This window comes from Escherichia sp. 94.0001 (assembly GCF_013369155.2).
Classification (GTDB): domain Bacteria; phylum Pseudomonadota; class Gammaproteobacteria; order Enterobacterales; family Enterobacteriaceae; genus Escherichia; species Escherichia coli_F.
Genome location: NZ_JABWMS020000017.1, coordinates 1 through 20259, shown reverse-complemented (window position 1 = coordinate 20259; position 20259 = coordinate 1). Strand labels below are relative to the sequence as shown.

The 20259-nt window shown below is 54.1% G+C and carries 16 protein-coding genes; 6 read left to right on the top strand and 10 right to left on the bottom strand.

Annotated features, from left to right (window positions below):
- Positions 1-17: 17 nt before the first annotated feature.
- From entH to entC, 5 genes are read right to left on the bottom strand one after another with little or no spacing between them, the layout of a single operon-like run.
- On the bottom strand, positions 18-431 hold the full coding sequence (gene entH, locus HEN33_RS10815) for a proofreading thioesterase EntH (protein WP_000637953.1): 414 nt from the start codon (positions 429-431) through the stop codon (positions 18-20).
- A 2-nt stretch (positions 432-433) separates the two neighbouring features.
- Complete coding sequence (gene entA / locus HEN33_RS10810) at positions 434-1180, bottom strand: 2,3-dihydro-2,3-dihydroxybenzoate dehydrogenase EntA (protein ID WP_000347647.1); 747 nt, start codon at positions 1178-1180, stop codon at positions 434-436.
- Complete coding sequence (gene entB / locus HEN33_RS10805) at positions 1180-2037, bottom strand: enterobactin biosynthesis bifunctional isochorismatase/aryl carrier protein EntB (RefSeq protein WP_001007152.1); 858 nt, start codon at positions 2035-2037, stop codon at positions 1180-1182. Before entB ends, entA begins: the two co-directional genes overlap by 1 nt.
- A 13-nt stretch (positions 2038-2050) precedes the next feature.
- Complete coding sequence (gene entE / locus HEN33_RS10800) at positions 2051-3661, bottom strand: (2,3-dihydroxybenzoyl)adenylate synthase EntE (RefSeq protein WP_176263801.1); 1611 nt, start codon at positions 3659-3661, stop codon at positions 2051-2053.
- 9 nt (positions 3662-3670) lie between these two features.
- On the bottom strand, positions 3671-4846 hold the full coding sequence (entC, locus tag HEN33_RS10795) for an isochorismate synthase EntC (protein WP_176263800.1): 1176 nt from the start codon (positions 4844-4846) through the stop codon (positions 3671-3673).
- A 188-nt stretch (positions 4847-5034) separates the two neighbouring features.
- Between entC and fepB the strand changes: the two genes are divergently transcribed.
- The gene (gene fepB, locus HEN33_RS10790; RefSeq protein WP_046083553.1) at positions 5035-5991 is read left to right on the top strand and encodes a Fe2+-enterobactin ABC transporter substrate-binding protein; all 957 of its coding nucleotides are present in this window, start codon (positions 5035-5037) and stop codon (positions 5989-5991) included.
- 3 nt (positions 5992-5994) lie between these two features.
- Here the strand turns inward: fepB and entS are convergent, their stop codons facing one another.
- A complete protein-coding gene (gene entS, locus HEN33_RS10785; protein WP_001041789.1) occupies positions 5995-7245 on the bottom strand; it encodes an enterobactin transporter EntS in 1251 nt (416 codons plus the stop codon).
- A 110-nt stretch (positions 7246-7355) separates the two neighbouring features.
- Between entS and fepD the strand changes: the two genes are divergently transcribed.
- The 3 genes from fepD to fepC are packed head-to-tail and all read left to right on the top strand — an operon-like array spanning position 7356 to position 10161.
- Complete coding sequence (gene fepD / locus HEN33_RS10780) at positions 7356-8360, top strand: Fe(3+)-siderophore ABC transporter permease (RefSeq protein WP_001295314.1); 1005 nt, start codon at positions 7356-7358, stop codon at positions 8358-8360.
- Complete coding sequence (gene fepG, locus HEN33_RS10775) at positions 8357-9349, top strand: iron-enterobactin ABC transporter permease (RefSeq protein WP_000640941.1); 993 nt, start codon at positions 8357-8359, stop codon at positions 9347-9349. Before fepD ends, fepG begins: the two co-directional genes overlap by 4 nt.
- Positions 9346-10161, top strand: coding sequence for an iron-enterobactin ABC transporter ATP-binding protein (fepC, locus tag HEN33_RS10770; RefSeq protein WP_176263799.1), 816 nt, complete (start codon positions 9346-9348; stop codon positions 10159-10161). The genes fepG and fepC overlap by 4 nt, the downstream gene beginning before the upstream one ends.
- Here fepC and wzz(fepE) read toward each other — a convergent pair.
- From wzz(fepE) to fes, 4 genes are all read right to left on the bottom strand, one after another.
- Entirely contained in the window at positions 10158-11291 is a 1134-nt protein-coding gene (gene wzz(fepE), locus HEN33_RS10765; protein ID WP_176263798.1) for an LPS O-antigen length regulator Wzz(fepE), read from the bottom strand. The genes fepC and wzz(fepE) overlap by 4 nt on opposite strands.
- Before the next feature lie 215 nt (positions 11292-11506).
- Positions 11507-15388 (bottom strand): enterobactin non-ribosomal peptide synthetase EntF, encoded by a 3882-nt coding sequence (entF, locus tag HEN33_RS10760; RefSeq protein ID WP_176263251.1) that lies wholly within the window; start codon positions 15386-15388, stop codon positions 11507-11509.
- Positions 15385-15603 carry an MbtH family protein gene (locus HEN33_RS10755; RefSeq protein ID WP_000885808.1) on the bottom strand — a complete coding sequence of 73 codons (219 nt, stop codon included), beginning with the start codon at positions 15601-15603 and terminating at the stop codon, positions 15385-15387. Before HEN33_RS10755 ends, entF begins: the two co-directional genes overlap by 4 nt.
- A 2-nt stretch (positions 15604-15605) precedes the next feature.
- Positions 15606-16808, bottom strand: a complete 1203-nt coding sequence (gene fes / locus HEN33_RS10750; RefSeq protein WP_176263252.1) for an enterochelin esterase — start codon at positions 16806-16808, stop codon at positions 15606-15608.
- 242 nt (positions 16809-17050) lie between these two features.
- Here fes and fepA point away from each other — a divergent pair, with 242 nt between their 5' ends.
- Together fepA and entD are read left to right on the top strand one after the other, a co-directional pair.
- Positions 17051-19291: a siderophore enterobactin receptor FepA gene (gene fepA, locus HEN33_RS10745; protein ID WP_032183587.1), complete on the top strand. Its 2241-nt coding sequence runs from the start codon at positions 17051-17053 to the stop codon at positions 19289-19291.
- Between the two features lie 174 nt (positions 19292-19465).
- A complete protein-coding gene (gene entD, locus HEN33_RS10740) occupies positions 19466-20086 on the top strand; it encodes an enterobactin synthase subunit EntD (RefSeq protein WP_176263253.1) in 621 nt (206 codons plus the stop codon).
- Positions 20087-20259 lie beyond the last annotated feature (173 nt).

The following is a 20259-nucleotide window of genomic DNA, read 5'->3' as shown; positions in this document are numbered from 1 at the left end:
ATTTAATTCTGTCGGGTTCATCCCAAAACCGCCGTACCCAGCCGACAAGTACAGCAACGCCGCCCCTGCTCATCGAAAACAACGATTTCCCAGCTCTGATTTTGCCGCCCAAGATGCAGCGGCTGGCAGACGCCGCGTACCTTTCCCTCAGACACTGGGCGATGATGTGTGGCGTTAAGCTCCGTGCCCACCACGCACTGTCCGTCGCGAGTCATCATAAATCCGGCCATCGATCCCAGGGTTTCCGCCAGCGCCGCCGACGCGCCGCCATGCAGCAGGCCAAACGGCTGATGAGTACGGGTATCAACCGGCATTTCGGCTTCCAGCACATCATCGCCCAGACGGGTATACACAATTCCAAGATGCGCCACCATTGTGTTATCGCTGGTGGCGTTCAGTTCGTCGAGCGTTAAATGGCGTTTCCAGATCATGCTTATGCCCCCAGTGTTGAGCCGCCATCTACCACAATATCCTGTAGGGTGATATGGCTGGCGAGGTCAGAGGCGAGGAACAAAATCGTGTTGGCGATCTCTTGTGGACGGGCGATTTTCCCCAGTGGAATGCCGAGTTTAAACTGCTCGCCAAAGCCGCGAATACGCTGCTCTTCGGCGTCATCACTCACCCACAGCGTGCGTTGCATATCGGTGTCGGTGGACCCCGGGGAAACCACATTACAGCGTACACCGCTACCCGCCAGTTCCAGCCCGACGCTCAACGCCAGGCTTTTCAGCGCCGCTTTCGACGCACCGTAAGCACTCATACCAATACGCGGCGTGTGTGCAGCGTCGGACGCCACAGTAACAATCGCCCCGCCCCGCTGACGGCGAAACTGGTTCATGGTCTGCTGGAACAGGTTAAATGCGCCACCGACGTTGACCGAAAAAGTCTGCTGCCAGTCCTCTTTACTGAGCTGATCGGTCGCGCCCATGCGCAAAATTCCCGCCGCATTGACCAGCACGTCCAGTCGCTCCGTTTGCGCTAACAGTCGCTGACACACTTGTGCCACCTGCGCAGCGTCGGCTACATCCATTACTTCGGTCGCAAAGGGATATTGCTCCAGAGTGAACGCTTGATCAAAACCTGTAACTTTCGCTCCGGCCTCAACAAATGCCAGCGCCGTGGCGTAGCCAATACCTTTCCCCGCACCGGTTACCCAGACATTTTTGCCGCTGAAATCCATCATTTCACCTCGCGGGAGAGTAGCTTCCACCAGGCATCGATGGTCGGATTTTTCGCCAGCATGACAAAATCGATATCGCCATGCACTTTGCGCCAGCGCGCCGCCAGCGCCATCATGCGCACCGAATCCAGACCGTAATCAATTAGGTTATCGTCATCGAACGGCTCATCGGACTCGTCCAGCAACGGCAGGATCACCTCTCGCAGCGCCGCTTTAGTTGAAGGGATCGGTGCAGGTAATAGTTCTTCGGTCATCACCACCCGGCCAGAGCGTCCGGCTACATATTTCAGCGACATCAAATGCTCGTCACGACTGAAATCGGCCAGCGCATCCGCCACCATAAACGGTTTAATATCGCGCATAAATGCGTCGGTTGCGGTGGTCATACAGCCAATGTGGGCGTATACCCCGGTAATAATCAACTGGTTACGTCCACTCTCTTTGAGCATTTGCTCCAGCGGAGAACGATGAAACGCGCTGTAGCGCCACTTCACCAACACCGTGTCGTCGGCATCTGGCGTCAGGCGATCCACCACCTTTTGCTGTTCCGGCGAACGGGTCAGGCCCGGTCCCCACATATCATTCAACAGCGCCCGATCTTCATCGCTCTGCTCTTTCGGCTGGGCGGTGTAATAAACCGGAATATTGTGCTGTTTGCAGTAGTCGCGTAGTGCCGCAATATTCGCGATCACCTGCTCCATCATCGGGCAGTTCTCGCCCCAGAAGCTAACAAAATAGTCCTGCATATCATGGATTAACAACGCGGCACGTTGCGGCTCAAAGGCCCAGTTGACTTTATTCTGCGGAATATCGTGAGACTCCGGCAGTGCGTAAGCCTGTAATTTTGGAATAGCCATCGTGTTCTCTCCTTCAGGCTGATGCGCGTGACGCCAGCCACTGACGTAATTGTTTTTTATCGACTTTCCCGACCGCCGTCAGCGGAAGTGAATCTACACACTCCACGCGATCCGGTAATTTAAATTCGGCAATACCCTGTTCACGCAGGAAACGACGCACCTGTACCGCACGCAGTGGTTCTTTTACCACCAGATAAGCACAGCTTTTTTCGCCCATCAGCTCATCTTCCATACTCACCAGTGCGGCGTAGATCACCGCCGGATGGCGCAGCAACAGGTTTTCGATCTCTTCGGCAGCGATCTTCTCGCCGCCACGGTTGATCTGATCTTTCTCGCGCCCCTGCACGGTGATGTACCCCTCTGGATCAATAGAGATCAGATCGCCGGAACAGTAAAAACCGTTGGCATCAAAGGCGCTGGCATTGTGCTGCGGGCTTTTGTAATAGCCGCGGAAGGTGTACGGCCCGCGCGTCATCAGGCGTCCAACCTCCCCTTGCGGCAGTGGATTTCCGTCAGCATCGGCAACCCACACTTCATCATCCGGACACATTGGATAGCCCTGGGTATGGATAATTTTCTCCGCGCTATCATCAAGACGGGTGTAGTTCACCAGCCCTTCCGCCATGCCGAATACCTGCTGTAACTGGCAGCCAATCTCTGCGGGAATACGCGCCGCAAGCGTGGCAGAAAGACGTGCGCCACCGACCTGTAACAGTTTCAGCGAGGCAAGCTGCGCCCGGCTTTCACCTTCGGTCAGCGCCTGTAACCACAGGCTGACTGCTGGTGGCACCAGCGCAGTGACGTTCACCTGATGTTTTACAATCAATGGGAAGCAGAGCGTGGCGCTAGGGTCGGCAGCCAGAACGACCGTGCCGCCAGCGAGAAAGACGCCCAGCGATCCTGGCGAACTCATGGCGTAGTTGTGGGCCGCAGGAATCGCGCACAGGTAGCGTGTCTGTTGCGTGAACTGACAAATCTCGACGCTACGACGTACGCTGTAGTAATAGTCATTGTGAGTGCGTGGGATCAGTTTCGGTGTGCCGGTGGTACCGCCGGAGAGCTGAAAATAGGCCACTTCATCGGCAGGTGACGGTGTGGCAGTAAAATCCTCTGCCGGATGGTTAATCGCATCCTGCAAGTTATGCTCACCGCTGTCGTTCAGCAGCTGCACCACGCGAATAGAGGAGTGCTCTGCAACAAATGTATTGAGGAAATCATCCCCGCTAAACAGCGCATGTTGGCGATCGGCAATCAGTAACACCGGTTTAATCTGGCTGGCGTATGCGTTCATTTCACTACGCTGATGACTGAACAGCGCCAGCACCGGCGCAACGCCCAGTTTCAGCAGCGCGAAAAAGGTAATATACAATTCAGCGACGTTACCCAGTTGTACCAGCGCGGTTTCACCGGGTTTAATGCCCTGACGACGCAAGCTACAGGCGAGATTATCCGCCGCCTGATTCAGTTCCCGGTAACTCAACTGACGCTCGCCGTCGATGACCGCGATGCTGTCGCTTGCGGCATGACGGGTCAGAATGTCGGTCAGCGGCAAATCCTGCCAGTAGCCTTTTTCCCGATAGTGACGGGCAAACTCTTCCGGCCAGCGGGTGAATGGAATGCTCATCCTCGCTCCTTAATGCAATCCAAAAACGTTCAACATGGTAGAAAGTTTGACGCCCGTTTCGCGCCATTCACCCAACGGTGAGGACGCAGGCACAATCCCCGCTCCGGCAAACAGACGCACCTGATTTTCCCGCAGCTTCGCGCAGCGGATGGTCACCACCCACTCGCCGTTACCTTCGCTGTCACACCAACCCACAATGCCGCCAAACAGTTCGCGGTCGAACGGTTCCAGCTCAGCAATCACCTGGGTCGCGGCCTGATGCGGGAAACCGCTCAGCGCGGGGGTCGGATGCAGCAGACAGGCCAGAGTCAGTGCGTTTTCTTGCGAATTCGCTTTGCCTTCAAAGGGTGTTGCGAGATGCCACAGCGTCGGCGTGGTGAGCAATTGTGGGGAGGATGGAACGTGTAACTCACTACTGCGTTCGCGCAGTACCTCTTTCATCGCCTGAATCACCAGTTCATGTTCATGGCGATCTTTTTCTGACGCCAACAGACGATTACCCGCTTCGCGATCAAGCACGTCATCCGGCTGACGACGCGCGGAACCGGCTAACGGAATGGAGCTAAAACGCTCGCCGTCTTTACGCAGCAGCAGTTCCGGGCTGGCTCCCAGCAGGACGCCACCATCAGCTAACGGCACATAGAAGTTGTAACTAACCGGGTTTTGCGCAATCAACCGTTCCAGCAATACGCCACTATCAATGGCGGCGTCAGTGGTGATATCAATCAACCGTGACAACACCACTTTGTCGACTTGCGGCGTGGCGGTCAGTGCGGCGGCGCGGGCAACCATCTGTTCAAACGTAGTTTGTTCCGGAATTGCCTGACGTTCCACCACGTTCAGCGACTGGCTGCGAGTAAAACGGCGGGCTGAAGTCTGTTTTTCCTGCCGGGAGAACGACTGCCAGGATTCGGGAATATACAGCGACGAAGGCTGACGTGGATCGAAGGGAATCGCCCCAACCATCACCGGATTTTTAATGCCCTGCGCTTTGGCATCGGCAAACAGCGCGGTGAGTTTTTGCTGGAAGGGACTGTCGGGCGAATCCCCGTTCACAGCCGGTTCATCAAAGCGGGCGAAACATCCTGACGTCGTAAAACTGCGGTACGGCGACATAAAGAAAAAGCGATTGGGCGCAAGTGTTGCCATGGTCTGCTGTACTTCCTCAGCCAGTGACGTATCCATATCATCCTCCACAAAATGATAAAGGCTTTAATAATGATTATCATTTATATTTTCGGTCGCTAACCTAAAAGCAAACGAGCACTATGTCAACTCTTGAGGTAATGCAATCTGCAAGTCGGGGTTGCATCTGCTTGTGGTTACAATGAAAATGAGAAGCATTAACTTCATTAATAACAGGAAGCTGATTTGTGAGACTCGCCCCGCTCTACCGCAACGCCCTTCTTTTAACCGGAATTTTGCTTTCAGGAATATCCGCAGTTCAGGCTGCCGACTGGCCGCGTCAGATTACTGACAGTCGTGGTACTCATACCCTGGAAAGCCAGCCGCAACGTATTGTTTCCACCAGCGTCACCCTGACCGGCTCACTGCTGGCGATTGATGCACCAGTGATCGCCAGCGGCGCGACCACGCCGAATAACCGCGTCGCGGATGACCAGGGCTTTTTACGCCAGTGGAGCAAGGTGGCGAAAGAACGCAAACTGCAACGACTCTATATCGGCGAACCGAGCGCCGAAGCCGTTGCCGCGCAAATGCCGGATCTGATTTTAATTAGCGCAACTGGCGGGGATTCGGCGCTGGCGCTATACGATCAGCTTTCCACCATAGCCCCGACATTAATCATCAATTACGACGACAAAAGCTGGCAGTCGCTGTTAACGCAACTTGGCGAAATTACCGGGCATGAGAAACAAGCGGCAGAGCGGATTGCACAGTTTGATAAGCAACTGACGGCGGCGAAAGAGCAAATCAAATTACCGCCGCAGCCGGTCACTGCCATTGTCTATACCGCCGCCGCGCACAGTGCCAATCTCTGGACAGCTGAATCAGCACAAGGGCAGATGCTGGAACAACTCGGCTTTACGCTGGCCAGGTTGCCCGCAGGCTTAAACGCCAGCCAAAGCCAGGGCAAACGCCATGACATCATTCAGCTTGGTGGGGAAAATCTGGCGGCAGGGTTAAATGGCGAGTCGCTATTCCTGTTCGCCGGTGATCAGAAAGACGCCGATGCGATTTATGCCAATCCACTGCTCGCGCACCTGCCTGCAGTACAAAACAAGCAGGTTTATGCGCTGGGAACCGAGACGTTCCGACTGGATTACTACAGCGCCATGCAAGTGCTGGATCGGCTTAAGGCGCTGTTCTAAGCATTAACTGTCAGACGCTGTCACCTGCGGCGGCGTCTGGCGAAAACGACGCAACTCTACCAGTACCAGCAACAACAACACGCCGATAATCAACAAACCAAAACCACTCGCGCTTGCGGAGGCCACCGGCGTCATCATCGCTCCCAGACCGCCCAACAGCGCTGCGCCTATAGCATCGCCCGTCACGTTTTGTGCCGTCCACAAACCGTTAATCCGCCCTAACATCGCTTCCGGGGTTTGCGTTTGCAGCATTGTGTATTGCAGCAACGAACTAACCGCGCTCAACCAGCCGAACAGCGCCAGACAAACCACGCCTAAAATCCACATCGGCATCAGGCCAAACAAACCAATGGCGAGGAACGATCCCAGCGTGGAGAGCAGCATCAATAACCCTGGTCGCGCACTATGTGCCAGCTTCCCGCTGGTTAACGCGCCAATAGCTGCACCGAGCGGGATCGCCGCATAGAGAAAACCAATCTGTGCCGCCGACATCTGCCAGTTGTCAGCCAGCGCCGGATACAGTACCCGTACCGCGCTCGCCATCGTCAATAAACCACCCAGCAACGCAATCCCTCCAACCAGCGGGCTGGCGAGCAGAAAACGAAATCCTGCCAGTAATGATTTCAACGGATGCTCACGCGGTTGCGGTGGCGGAGGTAGCGCCGGAAGGCTTAACAATGGCAGCAAGGTAATAAACGTGCCCGCCGCCGCCAGCCCGTAGTTCCAGGCTACGCCGCCAGTCGCCAGCAGTAAGCCGCCAATCATGGGCGAAATTACCGATCCCAGCCGCACAGTCAACATGGTGATTGCCCCGGCCTGCATTAAATTTTCACGCCCAACTAATGCCGGAGTCGCCGCCAGCAGCGCCGTAACGCCAAGTGACGCGAAAAAGCCATCCCATAATCCGAGTAAATAGATTGCCAGCAAAGACGGCTCCGGCAGCAACGCGTTCAGGCACAGACCAATGAAGCCAATGCCACAGGTGCCGCGCGCCAGCAAAATCACTTTTTTGCGCTCATAGCGATCCGCCAGCACACCGCCGACCATCAAGCCGACAAACATCGCCCCGCCGGTCAGCGTCACCGAAAGCCCCACCTGCCAGGTAGAATGCGTCATCATCTGGATCTGCACTGGCACCGCGACGCCGAGCAAACCCAGAGAAACAATAGAGATAAAACGAGCGAGGAATACTGCGCGAAACGCCGGGTGCGTTTTCAACAGGCTGAGGTTAAGCAGCCAGGATTGTTTATTCATTACAATGCCTTGCCATCAAATATTTTAAATACCTATTCTTAGGCTGCACATGCTAACATATCCAAATAAGATCGATAACGATAATTAATTTCATTATCATGGAAGTTCGTATGTCTGGTTCTGTTGCCGTGACACGCGCCATTGCCGTGCCCGGATTGCTGTTATTACTGATTATCGCGACGGCATTAAGCCTGCTCATTGGAGCAAAATCACTCCCCGCTTCCGTAGTGCTGGAGGCCCTCTCCGGCACCTGCCAAAGCGCCGACTGCACCATCGTGCTCGACGCGCGACTGCCGCGTACCCTTGCCGGTTTACTGGCAGGCGGCGCGCTTGGCCTTGCCGGGGCGTTAATGCAAACCCTCACCCGAAACCCACTTGCCGACCCCGGCTTGCTTGGCGTGAACGCCGGAGCCAGCTTTGCCATTGTGCTGGGCGCGGCGCTGTTTGGTTACTCATCCGCGCAGGAACAACTGGCGATGGCCTTCGCCGGGGCGCTGGTGGCCTCGTTGATTGTTGCCTTTACCGGCAGCCAGGGCGGCGGGCAGTTAAGTCCGGTGCGTTTAACCCTGGCGGGCGTGGCACTGGCGGCGGTGCTGGAAGGGCTGACCAGCGGCATCGCCCTGCTTAATCCCGACGTCTACGATCAACTGCGTTTCTGGCAAGCCGGTTCGCTGGATATCCGTAATTTACACACCTTAAAAGTGGTGCTGATCCCGGTGCTGATCGCCGGAGCAACTGCGCTATTACTGAGCCGCGCGCTGAACAGTTTAAGCCTTGGCAGTGACACCGCGACGGCGCTGGGCAGTCGCGTAGCACGCACACAGTTGATTGGGCTGCTGGCGATTACCGTGCTTTGTGGTAGTGCGACGGCGGTAGTTGGCCCGATTGCCTTTATTGGCCTGATGATGCCGCATATGGCGCGCTGGCTGGTAGGTGCCGATCATCGCTGGTCGCTGCCCGTCACGCTGCTCGCCACACCTGCCCTGCTGCTGTTTGCCGATATTATCGGGCGGGTGATTGTTCCCGGCGAACTGCGCGTTTCTGTAGTCAGTGCCTTTATTGGCGCACCAGTGCTGATCTTCCTTGTACGACGTAAAACGCGAGGTGGCGCATGATTTACGTCTCTCGTCGATTAATTATCACCTGTCTGCTGTTGCTAATAGCTTGTGTGATGGCAAGCGTGTGGGGATTACGCAGCGGTGCCGTCACGCTGGAAACCTCTCAGGTATTTGCCGCGCTGATGGGTGACGCACCGCGCAGTATGACAATGGTGGTCACCGAATGGCGTTTACCGCGGGTACTAATGGCACTGTTGATTGGTGCGGCACTGGGCGTCAGCGGCGCGATTTTTCAGTCGTTGATGCGTAACCCACTCGGCAGCCCTGACGTAATGGGCTTTAACACCGGAGCGTGGAGCGGCGTGCTGGTGGCGATGGTGCTGTTTGGTCAGGACCTGACGGCTATCGCGCTGGCAGCAATGGCGGGCGGCATTATCACTTCGCTGCTGGTCTGGCTGCTTGCCTGGCGTAACGGTATCGACACCTTTCGGTTGATTATTATCGGCATCGGTGTTCGCGCCATGCTGGTGGCCTTTAATACCTGGCTGTTGCTGAAAGCGTCATTAGAAACGGCGCTAACAGCGGGTTTGTGGAATGCCGGATCGCTCAATGGCCTGACGTGGGCAAAAACCTCGCCCTCCGCGCCCATCATTATATTGATGCTAATTGCCGCCGCCTTGCTGGTAAGGCGGATGCGCTTGCTGGAGATGGGCGATGACACCGCGTGTGCGTTAGGCGTCAGCGTCGAACGTTCGCGGCTGTTAATGATGCTGGTCGCCGTAGTACTTACCGCAGCTGCCACTGCCCTGGCGGGGCCGATTTCCTTTATTGCTTTAGTTGCGCCACACATTGCCCGCCGCATCAGCGGCACCGCTCGCTGGGGTCTAACCCAGGCAGCGCTGTGCGGTGCGCTGTTACTGCTGGCAGCCGATCTCTGTGCTCAACAACTGTTTATGCCGTATCAACTTCCGGTTGGCGTCGTTACCGTCAGCCTCGGCGGTATTTACCTTATCGTCTTGTTAATTCAGGAGTCTCGCAAAAAATGACCGAATCAGTAGCCCGTTTGCGTGGCGAACAGTTAACCCTAGGATATGGCAAATATACCGTTGCGGAAAATCTGACTGTAGAAATTCCTGATGGTCACTTCACGGCAATTATCGGGCCAAATGGCTGCGGTAAATCCACGTTACTGCGTACCTTAAGCCGCCTGATGACGCCTGCTCACGGGCATGTCTGGCTGGATGGCGAGCACATTCAACATTACGCCAGTAAAGAGGTCGCACGCCGGATTGGTTTACTGGCGCAAAACGCCACCACGCCGGGAGATATCACCGTGCAGGAGTTAGTAGCGCGCGGGCGTTACCCGCATCAACCGCTGTTTACCCGCAGGCGTAAAGAAGATGAAGAAGCGGTAACGAAAGCGATGCAGGCCACAGGAATAACTCATCTGGCAAATCAAAGCGTTGATACCCTCTCCGGTGGGCAACGTCAGCGAGCGTGGATCGCGATGGTGCTGGCCCAGGAAACGGCAATTATGCTACTCGACGAACCCACCACCTGGCTGGATATCAGTCATCAGATTGATTTGCTGGAATTGTTAAGCGAACTGAACCGCGAGAAAGGCTATACCCTGGCGGCGGTACTGCACGATCTTAATCAGGCCTGTCGGTACGCTAGCCATTTGATTGCATTACGTGAAGGGAAAATTGTCGCTCAAGGAGCACCAAAAGAGATAGTCACTGCTGAACTGATTGAGCGTATTTATGGTTTGCGTTGCATGATCATTGACGATCCGGTAGCCGGAACTCCGCTTGTGGTGCCGCTCGGACGAACGGCACCTTCAACCGCGAAGATTTAAACTAAGTGGTCTGCCATCATGGCATCCTGTTTTCTGGATGCCATGGCATGGCGCAACAGCACGCTACCACAAGCCACCATACCGCCGATCAACGCAGAAAGGATCACGATAATCGCCTTACCCGGACCGTCTTTTTTTACGGGTAATGACGGACGCAACTGATATTTAAACGGCGTAAAATTCACATCGTTGACATTTGTTTTTGTTAATTGCTCGACTAGATACTGACGATTACGTAATTCACCATTCAGCTCCGCAACGTCAGTGACCGCTTTTTCAATTTCCAGTTTACGTTCAATACCGTCTGCGCCGAGAGAAATAGAAAAGTCGGGGTCATCTTTAACTGCCTGACCATTGCTATAAACGGGCTTTTTAATTCCTGCCGCGTTGGCAATGTCGAGTGAATAATTGAGGCGCTGAATGTTTGCATCAAGTTGGTTTTTCGTTTTAATGCGATCCTGAGCCAGTTTTTCTTTTTCAAACTGGGTTTTGATTTCCAGTTTATTACGGACGTTTTCTAGCGACTCTTTCACCACCAACGCAGAGATATAATCGATATACCCGCTCAAAACGGTCTGCGCCTCTTCACTGGTTGGCGCGGTGAAACTTAGCGTCCAGGAGGTATACAGTGACGGTTCATCTTTTTTCTTACTGGCATTGTCATCAACCGCTTTCATTTTTTCGCTCAATGCGACGATAGCGCGATGCAAATCCAGTTCGTCGATTTTCGCCTCTTTTAATTGGTCCATCACATAAGGTGATGAGCGCAGGTACTCTTCCAGTAAGCTAACAGACTGAAACTTCTTGATAAATAGATTAAATACTCCATTACGATCGAGATTAACATCAAGATCCAGAACGCGCAGTTTAGTAAAGTTTTTCTCGAGGTCCTGCCACTGAATAGCCTCAGCGGGAGTAATGACGGCAGAGCTAGTCCATTTTTGCGGCAGGATGAAAGAGATCAGCAATCCTGTGCAGGCAAACGCAAAAACGACCGCCATGACCGTTTTTTTTGCCCGCCATAAAACGTCGATTAGATTAAGTAAATCAATTTCATTATTACTGGGCGACGCCAGAGGATACTCGGGAAAATGAGCGTCACGTCCCTGTTTAATATTCAGTGATGACATGGGGTATAACCTGAAAATGAGTCCAATAGGGGGAAATCTCCACGGCGCTCACTTTACCAGTTGGTGAGAATTATCCGAAGCTGAAGTTTGTAAATTCCTTCCACTGAATGCAACATTCACTCTATTTAAGAGAAATATCCACCAAACTTATAAATTAAATAAATGATAAACCCATAATCATTTCCTGTAATTATGGGTTTATGGATAATATTAATTTACCTGTTTAGCGTAGCGCGAATAATCGGCCCAATTTTTTCAAACGCCATCGGCGAGATAATATCCACATGCGCGCAATCATGACGATAGATATCCAGCTCCGCAATCCATGGTGCCCAGGCCCGTTCGGGAGTCATCCCCTCCTGAAGCGTGCGTTCGGCAACAAACAGCGTCGCTTTTCCATCAAACGGAACACTATGGGCAGTGGTCAACAAGCGCACTGCATCAGCGTAGTTGCCTTCAATGGTGGTAAACAGCTCCGTTGAAGTATTTCCCTGCTGTGCCGCCAGGAAAGCTTCACGTTCGCGGTTAATCTCCGCCAACACTTCCGGGTCCAGACCATTAGCTTCTTTTTCCTGCCAGTTCTGCGTTTCTGGCGGCCAGGTATCCAGCAAGCCAAGAAATGCCACCTGTTCGCCACGCGCACGCAGCCGTGCCGCAATCCCCTGCGCCAGCGTACCGCCCAGCGAATACCCCAGCAGGTAATAAGGGCCGTGCGGTTGTTGTTCAAGTAACGTTGCCAGATGCGCTTCGCAGACTTCATCTAGGTTTGCCGCCGTCTGCATGGGGCCATGAGGGCGCGGAGACTGGATGCCAATAATCGACCATTGAGGATCGAGATAACGCGAGAGCACGCTAAACTGCCAGGCAAAACCAGATGCTGGATGGAAACAAAACAGCGTCGGGCCATTACCTTCACGCAACGGCAGGATGGTTTCAAATCCCATGCGCTGGGTGCTGTCTTCTTCACCATCAATAACCGTTGCCAGTTTGGCAACGGTTGACGCGACCATCACCTGCCCCGGCGTCACCTGACGGGCAAACTGTCGACTGAGTTGTGCTGCCAGTTTCATTGCCAGTAGCGAATGACCGCCAAGCGCGAAGAAATCAGCGTCAGCATCCTGCACGTCACAACCCAGCAATGACGAGAACGCCGCGGCGATCATCGTTTCACTGCCCACTTTCGGCGCACGCCCCGGCACTTGTGCCTTCAGTTCCGGCAACGGTAAGGCTTTGCGATCCAGCTTACCGTTGGCGCTAAGTGGTAACTGTGGCAGTTGCAGTAGAACCACGGGCACCATATGCGGAGGCAATTTTTCGCGCAGCTGCGCCTGCAATGCGCTGGTATCCAGCGGCAGGCCCGATTGCGACACCAGATAGCCCACCAGTTGACGCGCATCCCCCCCGGTGGCTGCCGCCTGATTAATCACACAAGCGTGGGTAACTGCTTGCTCGACATCCGGCAGCGCCTGCATCACACGATCGATTTCGCCCAGTTCAATCCGCTGACCACGAATTTTTAGCTGATCATCACTACGCCCGAGATACTCCACCGCGCCGTTATCCAGCCAGCGGGCAACATCTCCGGTACGGTACATGCGTTCACCTGGCGCGAAAGGATCGGCAATAAAGCGGCTGGCTGTCAGATCGGGTCGTCCAAGATACCCCTGCGCCAGTTGAATACCGGTGAGATAGAGATCGCCTGCCACACCCGGCGGCACCGGATGCATCATCGCATCGAGAATGCGCAGGCCCGTGTTCCACACCGGGTAGCCAATCGGCACACTGCTGCCGCGTACCGCTGCAAGTTCAGCACCAAAGGCTGGATACCAGCTCACATCCACCGCTGCTTCCGTCGGGCCATAAAGATTATGTAACGGCGCACCGGTTAACTGCTGCCATTCGCGACATAAATCGGCTGGTAAGGCTTCTCCGCTACAGAAAACCTGTTTCAACGTCGCGCAACTCTGGCGAGCGGTTTCCGGCGTCAGCGAAGCAACAAACGCCGCCAGCATCGACGGCACAAAATGCGTGGTCGTTACGCCATATTCGGCAAAGAATTGTTGCATAGCGAGCGGATCGCGGTGCGCTTCCGGTTCAGCCATCACCAGTTTCGCCCCGGCAATAAACGGCCAGAAAAACTCCCACACCGAGACATCAAAACTGCACGGCGTTTTTTGGGCAACAACATCTTCGCCTGTGAGCGGGTAGTGGTTTTGCATCCATAACAGGCGGTTAACGATAGCCGTCTGCCCGACCATCACCCCTTTCGGCCTGCCGGTGGAACCGGAGGTGAAGATGATATAAGCCGTGTGGTGCGGTTGTGAAAGTTGCAGCGGCGCACTGACCTGCGGTGTAAGCGGGGCGTTATAGCAAAGACTGGTTAAATTGGGGATATCGCTAAAGCGCGGCAGTTGATCATCGGTGGTGATTAACAGTGACGGACGCGCATCTTCCAGCATCATTTTCAGGCGATCGTCCGGATAGCCCGTATCCAGCGGTAGCCAGGCCGCACCTGCTTCAACTATCGCATGTAGCGCCATAGTCAAAAAGACCGAGCGCGGTAGTGCCACCGCTACGCTGTCGCCAGGTTTAACGCCGCGCTCACGCAGCAGATTCGCCAGCGCAACCACCTGCTCGCGCATTTCCCGATAGCTAAACTGGTAACGCGCATCTGCCAGCGCCGGAGCATCCGGTGTTTTTGCCGCTTGTTCTGCCACCAGCGCGCTAAGCGTAGTTTCTGGAATCTCAACCTGAGTGGCGTTGATCTGCGCCAGCTGTGCATACTCTTCTGGCAGCATAATATCGACATCGCCGCACAACCGCGCCGGATCCGCGGCAAACTGCGCCGTCAGCATTTTCAGCCGTTCAGCATGCTTGATTAACGTTGGCTCATCGTAACGCTGTTTATTGGCGAGGATCTCAATACTCAAATCACCGTTTTCATCCGGGAAAAGGGCCAGTTCAAGGTCATTAACCGGACCGGTTGCCAGGGTATGGGTTTGCGCCTGTACCCCCGGAATATCTAACTGATAATCAAATACTTTAATATTGAGCACCGGACCGAACAGCGGTTCCTCTCCCGCCGCGCGCCCGCTGTCACGGACAATTTGTTCGGCATCGTAACGTTGATGACGACGCATTTTTTTCAGTTGTGCCGCTAGTCGTGCTGCCAGTTGCGGCAATGTTTCTTGTGCCTCAATGTGAATACCCAACGGCAACACGTTGAGCACGGGTCCGGTAGCCGTCAGCGCCGCTGAGCCCAGTCGACGCATAAAGATAAATCCGGCGGCATAGTCCATGTGGTTGCACAATCGCCCCAGCCACAAAGCCGCCAGCGCAAGGGCTATATCGGTACGCTGCACACCTGAAAGTTGCGTAGCCAACTGGCGGAATTCCCCGCCGTTAAATTCCAGTTTCAGACGCAAAATATATGCCGAGGCGCTGCGCCCCGGTAAAGGGGCCGGAGAAAGTGACGCGGGCGGTGGTAGTTGACGACGCTGTTCCGCCCAGAATGCCGCATCACGCTGCCAGGCTTCGCTTTCGCGGTACTGCTGGTACTCTTCCACGACATCAGCGAAAGGCGTAAACGGCGAAGCAGGCGTTGGTTCGCCACGCATCCATGCACAGTAAATGTTGGCGATCTGGCGGGTAATGACCGGGAAACTGAAGCCATCGACCAGCAAATGGTGGTAACGCTGATACCAGTACCAGCGGTTATCTGCCACCTGTATCAGTTGATGAAAAACCAGAGGTTTACCGCTATCGACGCGCAGATCTTGTTGCAAATCCGCCTGCATTAATGCCTGCGCAGTACCGTGCGGATCAATGTTGGTTCGCAGGTCGATAATTTCTGGCAGTTCGAACGTCAGCGCATCATCGACCCATTGCCAGACTTCGCCGTTATCTTCCGTAAAACGCATCCGCAGCGTATCTGCTTGCGCTAATCCGGCAACCACCGCGCGAGCCAGTAATGGCGCATCAATCTCTCCGGTTAACTCAACGTAATGCGCCACGCTCCAGGCGGAGGGTAAATCCGACAGTTTTTCTGCCATCCAGATGCCGGGCTGTGCGGCAACTAAAGGTAAATGCTGGCTCATTGCGCCTCCTGCTGCTGGATGAAATTCGCCGGTGTCAGAGTACGCCAGTGGGCGTCCAGCCACTGCTGGCAGGACGCCTGTGACTGCGGCTGACACACAACATCCCAGCCTGCCGGTAAGGCGCACTGTTGCGGCCACAGACTGAATTGCCCCTGCGCATTGCGTAAAATGTAAAACACGCCCTGCGGATCATCGAAGGGATTACTGAATGCCATATTCAACTCCTGTCATGGAAAAGTGGTTGCCAGAGGTCGATTAGCCCCTGCATCAAGCCACCGCGCCAACAAAGCGCATCATGTCCGCCGTCAACCTGACGCCAGAAAATGGATTCTTTTAGGGGGGTTAATTGCGCATACAGCGCCTGATTAGCCCGCATGATCATCGGCTCGCGAATACCCGCTTCCAGCACAATGCGCAGACCTTCGGCGCTAACTTCACCAGCTTTGAGCTGTTCAAGTAACACGCCCTCTTGCTGCCCGCCCCGATGCGGCCACCAGTACGATCCCGACTGGCTTAATACACAGCCAAAACGTTCAGGCCAGTTTAGTCCGGCATACAGCGCGGAAAGTCCACCAAAACTCTGCCCTGCGACCACAGTGCGATCGGCGCGATCGCTAAAGGGGGCGATAGTTTTCACCTGGGGTAATAACTCTTGCTGTACTGCCAGCCAGAAATCCGCATTACATGGCAGTTCGTGGGCACGTTGCGTGGTGTCGATAGCGTCGATCAACACGTACACGGCGGGAGGAAGTTGCTGACGATGGGTCAACGAAGTCAGCACAGGCCAGACGGGCATACTCTGCGCCCAAAATTCGCCATCAAGTAAAACTGCCAGCGGACGTTCTTCTGCTGTTGCATCGCCGGTGGTAAAAATCCATACACGGCGTGAATTTTTCAACCGTTCACTTTTCCAGATAATTTCTTTGGCAGGCGTTTCTGGCGCTTGCGGACAATCCCATCCTGGTTGCAGGGGCGCTTGCGGCATTTCGAGTGCAGAAACAGCGTGCCCTCGCCCGCCTTTCCAGCTTTGTGGATTCAGCGGATCGGCTATCGCCTGGGGTAATAGTTTTCGCCAGCCTTCGCGCAATTCGAGGCGATCAGGTGATGGAGCAGAAAAAATGTCATCACGTTCGGTAGGAATAAAACAGTAGCTGCCGCGCCAGTTGGCATTGAGTTGTGTCGTCCACTGCCAGACATCGGTCCCTGCAATTCGCTGCATCGACTGGGGCTGGCTGTTCTGATGGTGATCGGTCACGCCAGTGATATAGACCCATACGCGCTTTATCGTCGAGTGGTCTTCAGAACCTTGTGGATCACGCCACCAGAAAGTGACCTGATACATTTCGTCATTCAGACGCTGACATTCCGGGCCATGTTTCGACTGCCACCAGCTCTCACTTCCTACTTTTAACGCCGTCACACCATAACCCCATGTTTACTGTGCAATTTTTCATTGATTGCAGAAATATATTGATAATATTATTGATAACTATTTGCATTTGCAATAGCGTAATGGCGCGCCGTGGGAAGCGCGGACATTAATTAACCAACTGCACTGCGTGTCTTTCAGGATCAAAGGTTTTCGCGGTAACGGGATGCGTCGTGTTGATGACGACCATGCCCGACAGTTGCAATTCGTGGCAAAAATGCAGGAATAAAACAATGAACAAGAAGATTCATTCCCTGGCCTTGTTGGTCAATCTGGGGATTTATGGGGTAGCACAGGCACAAGAGCCAACCGATACTCCTGTTTCACATGACGATACTATTGTCGTTACCGCCGCCGAGCAGAACTTGCAGGCGCCTGGCGTTTCGACCATCACCGCAGATGAAATCCGCAAAAACCCGGTTGCCCGCGATGTATCGGAGATCATTCGTACCATGCCTGGCGTTAACCTGACCGGTAACTCCACCAGTGGTCAGCGTGGTAATAACCGCCAGATTGATATTCGCGGCATGGGTCCGGAAAACACGCTGATTTTGATTGACGGTAAGCCTGTCAGCAGCCGTAACTCGGTGCGTCAGGGCTGGCGTGGCGAGCGTGATACCCGTGGTGATACCTCCTGGGTGCCGCCTGAAATGATTGAACGTATTGAAGTTCTGCGTGGTCCGGCAGCTGCGCGTTATGGCAACGGCGCGGCGGGCGGCGTGGTTAACATCATTACCAAAAAAGGCAGCGGCGAGTGGCACGGCTCCTGGGATGCTTATTTCAATGCGCCAGAGCATAAAGAGGAAGGTGCCACCAAACGCACCAATTTCAGCTTGACCGGTCCGCTGGGCGACGAATTCAGCTTCCGTTTATATGGCAACCTCGACAAAACTCAGGCTGATGCGTGGGATATTAACCAGGGCCATCAGTCAGCGCGTGCCGGAACGTATGCCACGACGTTACCAGCCGGGCGCGAAGGGGTGATCAACAAAGATATCAATGGCGTGGTGCGTTGGGACTTCGCCCCTATGCAGTCACTCGAACTTGAAGCGGGCTACAGCCGCCAGGGTAACCTGTATGCGGGTGACACCCAGAACACCAACTCTGACGCTTACACTCGCTCTAAATATGGCGATGAAACCAACCGCCTGTATCGCCAGAACTACTCGCTGACCTGGAACGGTGGCTGGGATAATGGCGTGACCACCAGCAATTGGGTGCAGTACGAACACACCCGTAACTCGCGTATACCGGAAGGTTTGGCGGGCGGCACCGAAGGGAAATTTAACGAAAAAGCGACACAAGATTTCGTCGATATCGATCTTGATGACGTGATGTTGCACAGCGAAGTTAACCTGCCGATTGATTTCCTCGTTAACCAGACGCTGACGCTGGGGACTGAGTGGAATCAGCAGCGGATGAAGGACTTAAGTTCCAACACCCAGGCGCTGACCGGAACGAATACCGGCGGTGCTATTGATGGTGTAAGTGCCACTGACCGTAGCCCATATTCAAAGGCAGAAATTTTCTCGCTATTTGCCGAAAACAACATGGAGCTGACTGACAGCACCATCGTAACGCCGGGGCTGCGTTTCGATCATCACAGCATTGTCGGCAATAACTGGAGTCCGGCGCTGAATATATCGCAAGGTTTAGGCGATGACTTCACGCTGAAAATGGGCATCGCCCGTGCTTATAAAGCGCCGAGCCTGTACCAGACTAACCCGAACTACATTCTCTACAGTAAAGGTCAGGGCTGCTATGCCAGCGCGGGCGGCTGCTATTTGCAAGGTAATGATGACCTGAAAGCGGAAACCAGCATCAACAAAGAGATTGGGCTGGAGTTCAAACGCGACGGCTGGCTGGCTGGCGTCACCTGGTTCCGTAACGATTATCGCAATAAGATTGAAGCGGGCTATGTGGCTGTAGGGCAAAACGCAGTCGGCACCGATCTCTATCAGTGGGATAACGTGCCAAAAGCGGTGGTTGAAGGTCTGGAAGGATCGTTAAATGTGCCGGTTAGCGAAACGGTGATGTGGACCAATAACATCACTTATATGCTGAAGAGTGAAAACAAAACTACGGGCGACCGTTTATCGATCATCCCGGAATATACGTTGAACTCAACGCTGAGCTGGCAGGCACGGGAAGATTTGTCGATGCAAACGACCTTCACCTGGTACGGCAAGCAGCAGCCGAAGAAGTACAACTATAAAGGTCAGCCAGCGGTTGGACCGGAAACCAAAGAAATCAGTCCGTACAGCATTGTGGGCCTGAGCGCGACCTGGGATGTGACGAAGAATGTCAGTCTGACCGGCGGCGTGGACAACCTGTTCGACAAACGTTTGTGGCGTGCGGGTAATGCCCAGACTACGGGCGATTTGGCAGGAGCCAACTATATCGCGGGTGCCGGGGCGTATACCTATAACGAGCCGGGACGTACATGGTATATGAGCGTTAATACTCACTTCTGATGCTAACGTCAGATTGTTGACAAAGTGCGCGTCGTTCATGCCGGATGCGGCGTGAACGCCTTATCCGGCCTACAAAAATCTTGCCAATTCAATATATTGCAGGATAGTGTAGGCCTGATAAGCGTAGCGCATCAGGCAGTTTTGCGTTTGTCATCAGTCTCTAATATGGTCGACATGAAAACTACGCATACCTCCCTCCCCTTTGCCGGACATACGCTGCATTTTGTTGAGTTTGATCCGGCGAGTTTTCGCGAGCAGGATTTACTCTGGCTGCCACACTACGCACAACTGCAACACGCTGGACGTAAACGTAAAACAGAGCATTTAGCCGGACGGATCGCTGCTGTTTACGCCTTGCGGGAATATGGCTATAAATGTGTGCCCGCAATCGGCGAGCTACGCCAACCTGTGTGGCCTGCGGAGGTATACGGCAGTATTAGCCACTGCGGGACTACGGCATTAGCCGTGGTATCTCGTCAACCGATTGGCATTGATATCGAAGAGATTTTCTCTGTACAAACCGCAAGAGAATTGACAGACAACATTATTACACCAGCAGAACACGAGCGACTCGCAGAATGCGGTTTAACCTTTTCTCTGGCGCTGACACTGGCATTTTCCGCCAAAGAGAGCGCATTTAAGGCAAGCAAGATACAGGCCGCTCAAGGTTTTCTGGATTATCAGATAATTAGCTGGAATAAACAGCGGATCATCATTCATCGTGAGAATGAGATGTTTGCTGTGCACTGGCAGATAAAAGAAAAAATAGTCATAACTCTGTGCCAACACGATTAATTGACAACATCTGGTACGATTCGCCCGCAGCCATCACTGACCGCGGGCGAAAGTGTAAAGCAGGTGCCTTACCACCCTGACCTGACAACCGGATATGCGGGGATTACTCCCCGCACAGCGGCTACTTCTTCGGTTCGTAAGCGAGAACAGCCTTAAACTCAATATTACGTTCC

Excerpts from the sequence above, each read along its gene's own strand:
- entH (WP_000637953.1), bottom strand. The coding sequence starts at position 431 with ATGATCTGGAAACGCCATTTAACGCTCGACGAACTGAACGCCACCAGC.
- entA (WP_000347647.1), bottom strand. The coding sequence starts at position 1,180 with ATGGATTTCAGCGGCAAAAATGTCTGGGTAACCGGTGCGGGGAAAGGT.
- entB (WP_001007152.1), bottom strand. The coding sequence starts at position 2,037 with ATGGCTATTCCAAAATTACAGGCTTACGCACTGCCGGAGTCTCACGAT.
- entE (WP_176263801.1), bottom strand. The coding sequence starts at position 3,661 with ATGAGCATTCCATTCACCCGCTGGCCGGAAGAGTTTGCCCGTCACTAT.
- entC (WP_176263800.1), bottom strand. The coding sequence starts at position 4,846 with ATGGATACGTCACTGGCTGAGGAAGTACAGCAGACCATGGCAACACTT.
- entS (WP_001041789.1), bottom strand. The coding sequence starts at position 7,245 with ATGAATAAACAATCCTGGCTGCTTAACCTCAGCCTGTTGAAAACGCAC.
- fepD (WP_001295314.1), top strand. The coding sequence starts at position 7,356 with ATGTCTGGTTCTGTTGCCGTGACACGCGCCATTGCCGTGCCCGGATTG.
- fepG (WP_000640941.1), top strand. The coding sequence starts at position 8,357 with ATGATTTACGTCTCTCGTCGATTAATTATCACCTGTCTGCTGTTGCTA.
- fepC (WP_176263799.1), top strand. The coding sequence starts at position 9,346 with ATGACCGAATCAGTAGCCCGTTTGCGTGGCGAACAGTTAACCCTAGGA.
- entF (WP_176263251.1), bottom strand. The coding sequence starts at position 15,388 with ATGAGCCAGCATTTACCTTTAGTTGCCGCACAGCCCGGCATCTGGATG.
- HEN33_RS10755 (WP_000885808.1), bottom strand. The coding sequence starts at position 15,603 with ATGGCATTCAGTAATCCCTTCGATGATCCGCAGGGCGTGTTTTACATT.
- fepA (WP_032183587.1), top strand. The coding sequence starts at position 17,051 with ATGAACAAGAAGATTCATTCCCTGGCCTTGTTGGTCAATCTGGGGATT.
- entD (WP_176263253.1), top strand. The coding sequence starts at position 19,466 with ATGAAAACTACGCATACCTCCCTCCCCTTTGCCGGACATACGCTGCAT.